Source organism: Bradyrhizobium sp. Unk1, from assembly GCF_059512345.1.
On the sequence record NZ_JCAMOP010000005.1, the window covers coordinates 243,661 to 256,535 of the forward strand.

9 protein-coding genes are annotated in these 12,875 nt (G+C 64.4%); 1 reads left to right on the forward strand and 8 read right to left on the reverse strand.

The window, feature by feature from the left end; all coding sequences use genetic code 11:
• Window positions 1-27 precede the first annotated feature (27 nt).
• The 5 genes from AC5ZFO_RS08600 to AC5ZFO_RS08620 all read right to left on the reverse strand — a co-directional run bounded on the left by AC5ZFO_RS08600 (window position 28) and on the right by AC5ZFO_RS08620 (window position 8,318).
• Complete coding sequence (locus tag AC5ZFO_RS08600; protein WP_282520634.1) at window positions 28-2,547, reverse strand: M56 family metallopeptidase; 2,520 nt, start codon at window positions 2,545-2,547, stop codon at window positions 28-30.
• Window positions 2,544-2,936 carry a BlaI/MecI/CopY family transcriptional regulator gene (locus AC5ZFO_RS08605; protein ID WP_014493096.1) on the reverse strand — a complete coding sequence of 131 codons (393 nt, stop codon included), beginning with the start codon at window positions 2,934-2,936 and terminating at the stop codon, window positions 2,544-2,546. Before AC5ZFO_RS08605 ends, AC5ZFO_RS08600 begins: the two co-directional genes overlap by 4 nt.
• Window positions 2,937-3,072: 136 nt before the next feature.
• Entirely contained in the window at window positions 3,073-4,725 is a 1,653-nt protein-coding gene (locus tag AC5ZFO_RS08610; RefSeq protein ID WP_282520633.1) for an NAD-dependent malic enzyme, read from the reverse strand.
• Between the two features lie 162 nt (window positions 4,726-4,887).
• Entirely contained in the window at window positions 4,888-5,886 is a 999-nt protein-coding gene (locus tag AC5ZFO_RS08615) for a tripartite tricarboxylate transporter substrate-binding protein (RefSeq protein WP_282520632.1), read from the reverse strand.
• A 98-nt stretch (window positions 5,887-5,984) separates the two neighbouring features.
• Window positions 5,985-8,318, reverse strand: a complete 2,334-nt coding sequence (locus AC5ZFO_RS08620) for a mechanosensitive ion channel domain-containing protein (protein ID WP_282520631.1) — start codon at window positions 8,316-8,318, stop codon at window positions 5,985-5,987.
• A 720-nt stretch (window positions 8,319-9,038) separates the two neighbouring features.
• On the opposite strand from AC5ZFO_RS08620, the gene AC5ZFO_RS08625 reads away from it, so the two are divergent.
• Window positions 9,039-9,923, forward strand: a complete 885-nt coding sequence (locus AC5ZFO_RS08625; RefSeq protein ID WP_282520630.1) for an MBL fold metallo-hydrolase — start codon at window positions 9,039-9,041, stop codon at window positions 9,921-9,923.
• 166 nt (window positions 9,924-10,089) lie between these two features.
• On the opposite strand, the gene AC5ZFO_RS08630 is transcribed toward AC5ZFO_RS08625, so the two are convergent.
• Genes AC5ZFO_RS08630 through AC5ZFO_RS08640 form a run of 3 tightly spaced genes read right to left on the reverse strand, consistent with a single transcriptional unit; the run spans window position 10,090 to window position 12,870 of the window.
• Entirely contained in the window at window positions 10,090-11,013 is a 924-nt protein-coding gene (locus tag AC5ZFO_RS08630) for a polyphosphate kinase 2 family protein (RefSeq protein ID WP_282520629.1), read from the reverse strand.
• Window positions 10,973-11,992 carry a branched-chain amino acid ABC transporter permease gene (locus AC5ZFO_RS08635; RefSeq protein ID WP_282520628.1) on the reverse strand — a complete coding sequence of 340 codons (1,020 nt, stop codon included), beginning with the start codon at window positions 11,990-11,992 and terminating at the stop codon, window positions 10,973-10,975. Before AC5ZFO_RS08635 ends, AC5ZFO_RS08630 begins: the two co-directional genes overlap by 41 nt.
• The gene (locus AC5ZFO_RS08640) at window positions 11,989-12,870 is read right to left on the reverse strand and encodes a branched-chain amino acid ABC transporter permease (RefSeq protein WP_027547894.1); all 882 of its coding nucleotides are present in this window, start codon (window positions 12,868-12,870) and stop codon (window positions 11,989-11,991) included. The genes AC5ZFO_RS08635 and AC5ZFO_RS08640 overlap by 4 nt, the downstream gene beginning before the upstream one ends.
• Between the last annotated feature and the right edge of the window lie 5 nt (window positions 12,871-12,875).

The window sequence follows — 12,875 nt, forward strand, 5'->3', positions numbered from 1 at the left end:
AGGCACTCCTGCGGCAGATGTGAACCGCTAGAAATTGGGTCCGAGCGCGATCTTCGTGATCGTGCCGTTCCTGACGCCGATGCGCCATTCCGCCGAGCCGTTGGCGAACTGGGCGACATAGATATCGCTGTCGAGCGCGGTGACGCCACGGAACGAAACCGCGCGCAATGCGCCGAGCCGCGCCAGGATGGCCTGGTCGAACGGAAGCTGCTGACGCGTGATGTCGGCCACCTCCGACGTCATGCGCTCGTAGTCCGGCTGCCCCTTGCCGACGCCTTCGATATAGCGGCGCAGCATCTCCTCGCCATTGGCGATCGGAACGGCGCGGCGCGCCGCGCGCCCCGGCCGCGCGCCGATGTTCGACGCTTCGACATTGTGGAATCGGGTCTGCCGCCCCGGCACCAGGACCTCGAGGCACCGCCCGGACTTGTCGGCAATCACCCAGGGATTGTTCACGGTGGTCGTGGACGCCCAGGACACGTTGGGCCTGACGGTGCTCTGCATCCTGCGATTGCCATCGGCGTCGAGATTGAAGACCTGGATGTCGTCGCCCATCTCGTTATAGATCATGATCCTGATCGGCGAAGTGCCGGCGCGGCCGCGCACATTCGCCTCCTCGGCGCAGGAGACGATGCCGCCGAGCTCGTCATTGCCGTCGGGTCGGAAGATGACGTCGCCGGCCTTGCCGTCGGGCTCGATCATCAGGCGGAATTCGGCCGTGCCGTTCTCGAATTTCGCGCCATAGATGTCATAGCCGCCGGGGCCGACGCCGCGGAAGAAGATCGACTCAACCGCGCCGAGCGCCACGAACGTCGCCTGCGATTCACCGAGCTGCCGGTGAACCTTGGCGGCCAGCGGCGCACTCATCCGATCGTAGTTCGGCGTGCCGCGACGCAGATCTTCGATCCCGCGCAGAATCATCTCCTTGCCGCCGGCAACCGGGACCTGCTCCCTGAACCTGTCAGGAACCTCCGCAAGGCGGCGCGCGAAATCCGCCTCGATCGCCTGAGCCACCGATGCATCGATCCGCGGCGCCAGGCGAGCGCCAAAGACCGAATTCTGCACCAGAACCCGCGAGACCTTTGATTGCTCGTCACGCAGGAAGATCAGGAGATTCTCGCCACGGATCGAGAAGACGTCAGCACCTTCGGCGAGGAGCGTGGCCCGGCCCTGCACGGTTTCCTGTACGTGGAGACGATCGCCCTCACGCCGCACCATCAGCACGCGGTTCGGCGCAATCCTGTACCAGCCGACATACTGGTCGAGCGATGCCGGATCGGCGGCCGCCGTCGGCATCTCGGCGATGCGGACCGCGCGGATATCGCGGCCGTTCATGCGCAGCATCAGCTCGGAGGACCGGCGCTCGGCATCGAGCGGGAACGTGATCTCGCCGGACGAGGCTGCGTAGGCCGCGGTGCCGTCGCTGCCGACCGTCAGGCGCAGCCTGCGCTGTCCGGTGAGCTGGCCGTAGAGGTCGTCGCCCTCGCGGAAGATGGCGAACACCGAGGCGGGACCCATGGCGTAGAAATTGACGAAGGGGCGGTAATGCTGGGCCGGCACCTCGCCGGTATCCGCAGCGACGGGTGCGGGATCCGGGGTGCGATAGGCAATCATGCCGGCGGACACGATCACAGCCGGAATGATCGCGGCCGCGATCCACAGCCGCTTCCGCCAGCCGACCGCGACGGGCATGGCGGCGGCCGCGATGATGCGCTCGACGCGTGCGCGCACGGTCGATACCCGCGCCATCGCGAGCTCCACCGGCCGCGGATTTACGCTGGTTGCGACATCGAGCAGGATTTCGGCATAGGACCACCGGTCGTCGATGACTTCGATCGCCTCGGCGTCGCTGATGATCTCGGCGAGCTCGGCGAGACGCGCGAGCTGCCACCACGAGAACGGACTGAACCAGAACACTGCACGGTTGAGCGAGGCGAGCAGCAGGACGTAGAAATCGCGATTGGCGACGTGCGCGCCCTCATGCGCGAGCACCGCGAGGCGCTTCTTCGCATCCCAGCCGGAGAACTGCGGCGGCACCAGAATGGTCGAGCCGAACGTGACGGGACCGCCGACCTCGCGGCTGACGCGCACGTCGGCGTCGATCAGCTGCGGGCCGCTCATCGGCCTTGCCGCGCGTGCCAGACGCCAGGTCAGGCAGAGACCGATGGCCAGCCGCAGCAGCAACGCGCCGGCGACGCCGGCATAGACGATGGAGGCGACCAGCCACCAATTGATCGATACAGCAGCTTCTGCCGGCGCCACGACAGCAGCGCCCGGCGGAATCGGCAGCGCGGGTTGCGCGGCCTCCAGCATCGAGACGTCGGCCGGCAGGACATCATCCGGCACGGATACCGGCAAAGGCATCCGGGTGATCGTCAGCGTCGGCCAATGCATAACGAAGGGCATCGCCAGCGATGCCAGCAGCACGACGACCCACGCCGTCATGTGGACGTGCGGATTGCGCACGCGAAACAGGTTGAGACCGAACCAGACGACGCCTCCCAGCACGAAGGAGCGTAGCGCCGCCTCAGCCAGAGTTGCGATCATTCTTTCTTCACTCCCCTCGCCTTCTTCGCCTTGGCCACCTGGTCGGCCAGTGTACGCAGCTGCTGCTGGTCGAGCATCGCATTGTCCACCATGCCGACGAGGACTTCCTCCATCGAGCCGTTGCAGAACCAGTCGACGATACGCTGCACCGCCTTGGCCGCGACCCGCGCGCGCTCTTCCGCAGCGTGGTAGACATAGGTGCGTCCGTCCACGGTGTGCCGAGCATAACCCTTTTCTTCCAGCCGGCGCAGCACCGTGCGGACGGTGGATTCCTTCAGACGCCGCGACAGCCGCTCGCGCACGACCTCGGCCGTAACGGGACCATGGGCCCAAACCAATTGCATGACCTCGTGCTCGAGGTCGCCCAGTTCGGGCAAACGATCGTCCATGGCATCTGACCTTGCGGATTGAGTTTTCTTGTAACGCTACAGATCGTCGCATAAGCGACCGCGCCGCGCAACGGCGATTCCACTTGAAATGGCGCCGCCGTGCTGACCTAGGTGCAGCCGAGGCGGAGCCCGTGGCTCAGTACTGCGGCTCGTACATCTGGGACTGGACCAGGCCCTTCACGTCGTTGGGAGCGGGTCCCTCGGCGAGACCGCGCTGGTAGGCGACGTCTGCCACCGCAACGGCGATGCGGGCCGAAACCTCGCGAATGCGAGGGAGTGCCGGATAAAGGCTGCCCTGCGCGAGGTCCTCCTTGCCAACGCAATCGGCGAGCGTATGGGCGGCCGCCATGAACATCTCGTCCGTCACCAGGCGCGAGCCGCTGGCGATGACGCCGAGGCCGACGCCGGGGAAGATGTAGGAGTTGTTACCCTGGCGCGGCACGAAGCTGCGGCCGTTGAGCGTCACCGGATCATAGGGACTGCCGCAGGCGAACAGTGCGCGGCCCTCGGTATAGCGGTAGGCATCCTCGGCCGAGCATTCGGCCTTCGAAGTCGGGTTGGAGAGCGCGAACACGATCGGCTGCTCGTTGAGCGCGGCCATCGCCTTGAGCACCTCGGGCGTGAAGGCGCCGCCGACCGCGGCGACACCGATGATCGCCGTCGGCTTCAGCGTCTTGATCGCGGTGAGGAAATCGGCGATCGGCGCCTGGCCGGCATGGGCATAGCGCAGCTTATGGCCAGAAAGGCCGTCACGGCCGCCGACGACGAGGCCGCGCGAATCCACCAGCCAGTTGCGCCGCAGAGCTTCCGCCTCGGAAATCCCCTCCGCCATCATGGCGGAGACGACGAGATCGGCGATGCCGGTTGCCGCCTCGCCCGCACCGAGGAACAGGATGCGCTGATCCCTGAGCTTGCCGCCATTGACGCGCAACGCCGAGAACAGGCCAGCGAGCGCCACGGCCGCGGTGCCCTGGATGTCGTCGTTGAAGACGCAGGCCTCGTCCCGATATTTGTGCAGCAGCTTGAACGCCGAGTGATTGGCGAAATCCTCGAACTGGATCAGCACGCCCGGAAACGTCGTTCGCGCAGCCTGCATGAACTCGTCGACGAAGCTGTCATAGACCTCGCCGGTGAGCCGCCGCTCGCGCAAGCCGATATAATAGGGATCGTTCAAGAGCTCTTCGTTGTTGGTGCCGACGTCGAGCACGATCGGCAGGCAATGCTCGGGATGCACGCCGGCGCAGGCGGAATAGAGTGAGAGCTTTCCGACCGGGATGCCCATGCCGTTGGCGCCGAGATCGCCCAGCCCGAGGATGCGTTCGCCATCGGTCACGACGATCAGCTTGGCCGGATAGGGCCAGTTCTCCAGGATCTCGGCGATCTGGCCGCGATCGCGCGATGAGATGAACATGCCGCGCGGCCGCTGGAAGATCAGGCCGTATTTCTGGCAGGCGAGCCCGACCGTCGGCGTGTAGATGATCGGCTGGATCTCGTCGATATTGTCGACGACGACACGGAAGAACAGCGCCTCGTTGCGGTCATGCAGCGCATTCAGCGCGACGTATTTTTCAAGATCCGTCGGCAGCGTGCGCAGATTGGTCAGCACGCGCTCGACCTGGGTCTCCATCGTCAGCACGCAGGGCGGCAGCAGGCCGCGCAGGCCGAGCGAATCGCGCTCCGCTTCCGTGAAGGCGGTGCCCTTGTTGAGCAAGGGATCGCGCAGCAGCGTCATGCCGTGCGCGGGGTCGGATGATGTCGAATGGGCGCTGACCCGAGCAGGTCTATTCACGAATTCCCCCAGGGAGTTTCTTATTGAAGGGCAAGCATTGTCGGCCAGCGCTCACCCGAGATCAAGGACGTAGAGACTCAAGGCACGATTGTGATCTCGCACCGCAGCGAGATTTCGCGAAAAGCCCGCATTTGCGCGCGAGACGAGGGTAACGCAGCAGGACTATTCGGGCTTGATGTCGGCGGCCTTCACGATCGGCCACCATTTCTCGGTCTCCGCCTTCTGGAATGCGCCGAGCGCCGTAGGCGATTGCTGGTCGGCAGGTGGAATCTCCTGCCCCAATTCGGCGAAACGCTGCTTGACAAAGGGATCGGCAAGCACGGCGACGATGGCCGCGTTAAGCCGTGTGACGATCTCCTGCGGCGTGTTCTTCGGTGCCCAGATGCCGTGCCAGTAGGAGATGTAGAGGCCGGGCAGGCCCGCCTCGTCGACGGTCGGGATGTCGGGCGCGGAGGCGAGCCGCGTCGGCGAAGTCACCGCAAACGCCTTGATCGCGCCGTTCTTGTATTGCGGCAGCGAGTTCGAGGCCTGGTCGAACATGATGTCGATCTGGCCTGCGACGAGATCGATCATGGCGGGTCCGGCGCCGCGATATGGCACGAACTGGAAATCGGTGCCCGTCTTCTCCTTAAAGAAGACTCCTGCAACATGCGCGCCCGTGCCGGCACCAGCCGTGCCGGCAGTCGCCTTGCCGGGGCTGGCCTTCAGCCACGCAATCATCTCTTTCAGATTGTTGGCCTCGAGCGACTTCCGGCCGACGATGAGCTGCGTTCCCATCGCGATCGTCGCGACCGGCTCGAAATCGGCGATCACATCATAGGGCAGCTTCAAGATCGCGCCGTTCAGCACATGCGTGCCCCAATGGCCGATCGTGATCGTCGTGCCGTCAGGCGTCGCGCGCGCGACGCGGGCGCCCGCAATGCTGCCGGAGGCACCGGCCACGTTCTCGACCACGACGGTCGCGTGTAGCTGACCGGCGATCCGCTCGGACAGGATCCGCGCCAGCGTGTCGGTCGGGCCGCCGGCCGCGAACGGCACCACGAGGGTGATGGGGCGCGACGGGAACGGCTGGGCGCCGCCCGGCGCGGTCCACGCCGCGCATCCGATCAACGCGCAAATGATGATCACATGACCGCGTAGTCCGGCCCACAGCCCCTGCATTCCATCCACCTTTTTCATCGCCCGCATGTTGTCAGCGGGCTGGGGCCGGAGTGAACGCTGCCGTGCGGGCAGAGGCAAGCTGGAAATGATGCCGAGCGCTAACCAGCCGCCCGCCGCGGGGCCAGATTGGCGGCGCCATCAGCCGGCGGCGCGATCTGCATCAGGATGGTCTGGACCGGGGATGCGACCTCGATGCCGTTCTGCTGGAAGCGCAGCTTCATGCGGCGGTTGAATTCGCGCTGCACCGGCCAGCGGCCCGCCTCCGTGCAGCGGATCTGGCCGACGATCGACACCATGGCACCATCGACCTTGTCGATGCCCCACAGTTCGAGGTCGCCGCGAATGGCAGCGCGAAACTCCGGCTCGCGGCGCATCTCCTCGACGATGTCCTTGAGGATCTGACCGGCGCGGTCGGTGTCTTCCTTATAGGAGACATTGACGCTGACGGACGCATTGCCGGCGCCGCGGCTGGCATTGGTGATGGTCGTCACCGCGCTGAAGGGCACGATGTGCACCGCGCCGTCGCCTGCGCGCAGACGGATGGTGCGGATCGAGACGTTCTCGACCACGCCGGAGAGCCCCGAGACGCTGACGTTATCGCCGACCTGGACCGTATTTTCCAGCAGCAGGAACAGGCCGGTGATGAGATCCTGCACCAGTTTCTGTGAGCCGAAACCGATGGCAATGCCGACGATGCCGGCGCCGGCCAGCAGCGGCGCGACGTTGACGCCGATCTCGCTCAACGCGGTGAGGCCGACGACGGTGGCGATCAGGCAGAGCAGCGCCGTTCGCAGCATCGGCTGGAAGGTGCGCAGGCGCGCCGCGCGGGCGTAGTGCCCGTCGCGTGACAGCGTATTGATCTGGCGGTCCAGCAGCGCGTTGCTGGCTTCCCAGATGGCGGCAGCAATGAACACAGCGATGCCGATGGTCGCCACCGCCGAAATCAGCCGGCTGCCGATCTGACCGCCATAGAACCAGACGATGGCGTCGACGCCCCAGACTTCGAGCACGGCCACGAAGCCGATGAACGCGATCACGCTGGATACGATCTTGCGCAGCAGCGGTAGATAGCGGTTGGCGCGGATCTCGAGGCCCGGAAAGCGCTGGAGGATCTCCGGCTTGATGCGGAAGCCGCGGTCGATCAGGCTCAGCGTCACCATGATGGCGACGCGCGTGATCAGCGCCACCACGACGGTGCCGACGAAATATTGCAGCAGCAGCGAATAGCCATTGCGAATGTTGAGCGCCCACACCGCCCACAGCGCGAGGTCGAGCGCGATGGCGAGATAGTGCCAGCCGCCGGCAATGCGGTTGCGCAGGCGCGCCGCGATCCCCTGCCGCTCCGCCGGCGCGCGGATGGCCTCGGCGACCTGGCGGCGGCATTGCAGGATGATGACGACGACGAAGAGATGCACGACCAGCAACACCATGCGCAGCAGCGCCGCATAGCCGGCACGATGCAGGCCGAGCAGCAGCGCAACATTGGCGAAGGCGATGCCGGAGACGCCGACGCCCACGATGCGCCGCGCCCAGATCTCGATATAGGCCGCGGTTTCTGCCCGAACCGGAACGAGGCCAAACGGCCCCGCCAGCGCCCGGACGACGCAGATGAGCCCGCGCGAGAAGGCGTAGGCATTGACGACGGCGAGGATCACGAGGCGGACGGTTGCGGGATCGCCGATCTCCGTGCCGAGCAGTGCGGTTGCGACACCGATGAAAACGAACACGGGGAGCAGCTCGAGCAGGAGACGCCCGAGCACGAAGGGCAGCCGCAACAGCAATTGCCAGACACGTGCGAGACTGTGGCGGCGCTTGTGCAGTTCGGGCGCGGGCGTGACATCGGCGACCGATGACGGCGGATCGGCGATGGGCAGCACCTGCGCCGGCAGGCGCGCGGTTTGGGGTACGCGTCCTTCCAGGAAGGCGACCGGACGCCGGATCGCGCGGAAGATCACCCACTCTGCCGCAATGGCGCAGCCGAGCACCAGCGCGAGCTTCCACGCGATCTCGATCAGGAGGTTGTAGGCGGCGGGATCGTTGGCGGTCCGTACGATCCAGTAATAGAAGGCGGGGAAATGCGTCAGCGTCCGCGCCACGTCGGCGATCTGGCGCGAGATCTCGCCGATCTCTTCCGACACCGTGAGCAGGAGCTGTGCGCCAAGGCCGTCGGCCGAGAGCGGGATCGGCGATTTCTGCTCGGGCGCGGCGGGCACGGGCTGCTGCTGACCGGGCGCATTCGCGATCACGCGCAGCGTATCGATCATCTGCGCGCGTTTTTTGTCGTCCTGGAGCGTCTCCAGCGCACGCTTGGCTTGCTCCGGCGACAGGGCGGCAGCACTGTTGGCGGCCGGCGGCTCGGCGCGGACGGTGGAAAGAGACGAGATCGCGATGAAGAGAGCGGCGAGGAGCGCCGGGGCAAGCTTGTGCGACACGAGGATTCCCTGGAAAAGTGCATGCGCCGGCGGAGTCGGGACTGTCGCCGCCGAAGCACTGCATCATGTCGGATCGACGCTATTCGCCCCGGCGCTGTGTCGGAAGTTGGCCAACGAGGCGACATTCTCTTGGCATTTGCCGCAGTGCAGGAACGGGAACCGTCGGCTCCGCGCGTCCGAACATCAGCCGATGTGCGATGCGCACAACAAAACCCTCCCGTCATTCCGGGAGTCGGCCCGGAATGACGGCGAGGAGGAGGAGAAAGCAGGATGTCAAAGCGCCTGTCATGGCGGCCGCATCACGGCCATCCGACACGATCGGTGTGATGCAAAATACAGGCGCCGGGAAGGTAGGGGCTTTGCCTCACTGATGCAGCCCGCTAAACCTTGACCCGGCGTGCCGTTCGCGGTTTCTGCCGCTATGCGATAATCCGAACGAGCTCCATCGCACTTAACGCGGCTGGATCTGCGGAGGTGGACTCATAGACCTCCCCTTGCTCTGAGGTGGACGCGTCGCTTGTTTGCGACCAACACCATGCTCCTCCCGTGACATAAGACTGTCAAGCAGGATCAATGGTGCCGGTATCACATTTGCGGACGTGTTCCCTCCCACCGAGACAGATTGGTCGCAATGGATCAGGGAATAAATTCCCTCCTGCCGCGTTTGTGTCAGAGAGTCCATTCGCCTTTCGCATTCCATCCTTTTCCAGAAAGCCAGACATGAAAGCATTACTTTGCATCGCCGCTGTCGCGGCCCTCCTGACTGGATCAGCCTTCGCGCAGACCCCGCCGCAGACCTCGACCAAGAAGGTCGACGGCACCGAGAACGTCTACGTCTTCCGCTATGGCGGTCATCAGTCGATGTTCATCGTGACGCCGCAGGGCGTGATCGCGACCGACCCGATCTCGTATTTGCGTCCGGCAAAGCCCTATATCGACGCCATCAAGGCCGTCACCGACAAGCCGATCAAATACGTCATTTACAGCCACCACCATTACGACCACATCGCCGGCGGCCAGCCTTTCAAGGATCTCGGCGCGACCTTCATCGCGCATCGGCGGACCAAGGAGCGCCTGCTCGAGCTGAAGAAGCAGAATGCGCTGCTCGCCGATGTCGTGATGCCGGACCAGGTGATCGACGACAAAAAGAGCATCACCCTCGGCGGCACCACGCTGGAGCTGAACTATGTCGGCCGCAACCATTCCGACAATTCGCTGGTGATGCGGCTGCCGAAGGAGAAGATCGTCTTCGTCGTCGACTTCGCGCCGATCGAGTCGGTGCAGTTCCGCAACATCCCCGACAATGCGTCGCCGTTGGAATATATCGCCTCGCTGAAGAAGCTGGCGTCGCTCGACTGGGACCGGATGATCCCCGGCCATCCCTATGCCGGCGGGCGCCTCGGCACCAAGAAGGACGTCGAGGACGACATCGCCTACATGGAAGATCTGTCCGCAGAGGTAAAGAAGGCCGCCGATGCCGGCAAATGCTTCGACACCGCGATGAAGGAAGTGAAGCTGCCGAAATACGAGAAATGGGCGAATTACGAGACCGCCCTTCCCGCCAATGTCGAGCGCTTCTGCTACTGGTGGGGCCGCGGGTATTGAGACCGATTCTTCCCCTCTCCCCGTTCTTACGGGGAGAGGGTCAGGGTGAGGGGCTGCTTCCGCAAAAATAGTGACGGTCGAACTCGCGGAGACTCCCCCTCACCCGGAATCCGCGCTGCGCGCGCATTCCGGCTTCTCTCCGCAAGCGGGGAGAGGCGAAGAAAATTCACCGCTTCCCGCTCCCCTTCCCCTCCCGCTCCAGCGCCTTGCGCACCTCGTCGAATTCGCCAAGCGAGGCCTTGTCGGCGCGGGGAAAGCGCAGGTCGAGCTTTTCGAGCGCCGCGACGATCGCCGAGCCGATCACGACGCGGGCAAACCATTTGTGGTCGGCCGGCACGACATACCAGGGCGCATGCGACGTCGCCGTATGCCGGACGATGTCCTGATAGACCGCCTGGTAGCGCGGCCACAGCGCGCGCTCCTTGATGTCGTCCATCGAGAATTTCCACTGCTTGGCCGGTTCCTCGAGCCGCTCAAGGAAGCGCTCGCGCTGCTCCTCCTTGGATAGATTGAGGAAGAATTTCAGAACCACCGTGCCGTTGCGGCTGAGATGGCGCTCGAAGGCGGAGATGTCCTCGAACCGCTCCTTCCAGATGTTCTTGGTGACGAGTCTTTGCGGCAGCTTCTGCCTGGCGAGAATCTCCGGGTGCACCCGCGTGACCAGGCACTCCTCGTAATGGGAGCGGTTGAAGATGCCGATATGGCCGCGCTCGGGCAGCGCGATCGCGTGGCGCCAGAGGAAATCGTGATCGAGCTCCTTGGTGCTCGGCGCCTTGAAAGCATGGACCTCGCAACCCTGCGGGTTGATGCCCTCGAAGATCGCCTTGATCGCAGAATCCTTGCCGGCGGCGTCCATGGCCTGGAGCACGATCAGCACCGACCAGCGGTCCTGAGCGTAGAGCTTCTCTTGAAACTCGATCATCCGCTTCTTGTTGGCGTCGAGAATCTCCTGCGCCTTCTCCTTGTCGAGATCGCCCTTCTCGTTGGTCTTGTAATCCTTGAGGTGAAACTTGCCCGATCCGTCGTAACGGAACGGCGTGATGTAGCGGTCAAGTTCCTGGGCGAGCGATTTGGACGGCTTCTTGCTCATGAGCGCGGGGCACCTTGCGTTGCGGCTTCAATCGGTCGAGCAGGCTACCAAGGATGCCCTTGGGAAGGAATATGATGAAAAGGACCAGCAGCACGCCATAGACGAGGTTGTCCCAGCCGACCGCCTTGGTGCCGAAGCCGATACGCAGGGTTTCCGCCAGCAGAATGGTGATGACAGCGCCAAAGGTCGGGCCGAGCGAGACGAACAGGCCGCCGACGATGGCCGCGAACACCATCTGGAGCGACACCGCGATGCCGCTGACGGTGTCTGGGGTGATGAACATCTGGTACTGGCAGTAGATTGCGCCGGCCAGCGCCGTCATCACCGCACTGAGCAGCGTGATTTTCAGCTTCTCCGCGGTGACATCGACACCGGCGGCGGCCGCGGCATCCTCGTCCTCCGAGATCGCCTCCAGCGCATAGCGAGCCATGCTGCGGTCGACCCAGTGCCAGACCACGATGCCGAAAAGCCAGACCCCGAGCGCGATCAGATACCAGGTCGTCTTGTCGTCGAATTGCAGCGCCAGCAGCTTGTTGCCCGAGGCCCGATTTGGCGTATAGCCGAGCGAGCCGCCGGTGTAGTCGCGCGTCGCCGTGATGACCTGGAGCACGATGCCTGATAGCGCCAGCGTCACCAGCACGAAATAATGTCCGGTGATGCGGAAGCGGAAGCAGGGATAGCCGACGATCAGCGCCAGCGCACCCGCCGCAACCATGCTGATGGGAATACCGATCCAGGGCGACCAGCCCAGATGATTCCACAGCAGCGCGGTGACGTAGGCGCCGATCCCCATGAAGCCGCCATGGCCGAGCGAGACGAGGCCGAACCGTCCCATCATCGACCAGGACGTGTAGGCGAACGACCAGATCAGGATCAGCACCAGAATGTGCAGATGATAGGGGTCGCGATAGAGGAAGGGCAGCGCGACCAGCGCCGCCAGCCCCACCGCCCACGCCGCAAGCCGGCCCTGCCCGATCATCGGCGCCTCGCAAGCAGGCCCGCGGGCCGGATGAACATCATGACGATGAAGAAGGCGAAGGCGAGCACGTAACCCCATTCGAGATCGGAGAACAGGCCGCCGAGCGAGATGATCTCGGCGAACACGAAGGCGGCGATGAAGCCGCCGATGAAATTGCCGAGCCCCCCGAGCACGCAGATCAGGAAGGTGATCGGTCCGAAGGAGAGGCCGACGAAGGGATGCACGTCGTATTGCAGCACCAGCAGGCAAGCGGCGAGCCCAGCCAGCGCGCCGCCGAGCGCGGAGGTGATGAGATACATTCTCTTCGTGTCGACGCCCATCAGCGCCATGATCTGCCGATCCTGGGAGATGGCGCGGATCGCGGTGCCGGTGAAGGTGCGGGTCATGAACAGGTACACTGCGACCATGCCGACCAGCGCGGCCAGAAAAGACAGCAGCCGCGCGTAGCTGAAATTCATGTCGCCGAAGGCGAGCACCGGCAGGCGGATGCCGAGATTGCGGAAGTCGATGCCGAAGGCGACGGTGGCAAAGCTCTGGAGCACGAACAGCACCCCGCCTGTCGCAAGCAGCTGGTTGATCGGCGGCGCGGTGAGCAGCGGCGCGATCACGAGGTAGTGCAGCGCGGCGCCGAGGATCGCGACGAGCAAAATGGTGAACGGCGCTGCGATGAAGTAGCTGAGGCCGTAATACTGCACGATGAAATACATGGCGTACATGCCGATCATCACCAGCTCCGCGTAGCAGATCCAGGTCACGTCGATGACGCCAAAGATCAAATTGAGCCCGAGCGCGAGCAGTGCCAGCACGCCGCCGAGCAGGATGCCGTTGATCACGGCCTCCAGCAGGTAGATGTCGAATATGTCCAGGAACGCCTGCATGCCCA

Excerpts from the sequence above, each read along its gene's own strand:
- AC5ZFO_RS08635 (WP_282520628.1), bottom strand. The coding sequence starts at position 11,992 with ATGATCGGGCAGGGCCGGCTTGCGGCGTGGGCGGTGGGGCTGGCGGCG.
- AC5ZFO_RS08630 (WP_282520629.1), bottom strand. The coding sequence starts at position 11,013 with ATGAGCAAGAAGCCGTCCAAATCGCTCGCCCAGGAACTTGACCGCTAC.
- AC5ZFO_RS08625 (WP_282520630.1), top strand. The coding sequence starts at position 9,039 with ATGAAAGCATTACTTTGCATCGCCGCTGTCGCGGCCCTCCTGACTGGA.
- AC5ZFO_RS08615 (WP_282520632.1), bottom strand. The coding sequence starts at position 5,886 with ATGCAGGGGCTGTGGGCCGGACTACGCGGTCATGTGATCATCATTTGC.
- AC5ZFO_RS08600 (WP_282520634.1), bottom strand. The coding sequence starts at position 2,547 with ATGATCGCAACTCTGGCTGAGGCGGCGCTACGCTCCTTCGTGCTGGGA.
- AC5ZFO_RS08640 (WP_027547894.1), bottom strand. The coding sequence starts at position 12,870 with ATGCAGGCGTTCCTGGACATATTCGACATCTACCTGCTGGAGGCCGTG.
- AC5ZFO_RS08605 (WP_014493096.1), bottom strand. The coding sequence starts at position 2,936 with ATGGACGATCGTTTGCCCGAACTGGGCGACCTCGAGCACGAGGTCATG.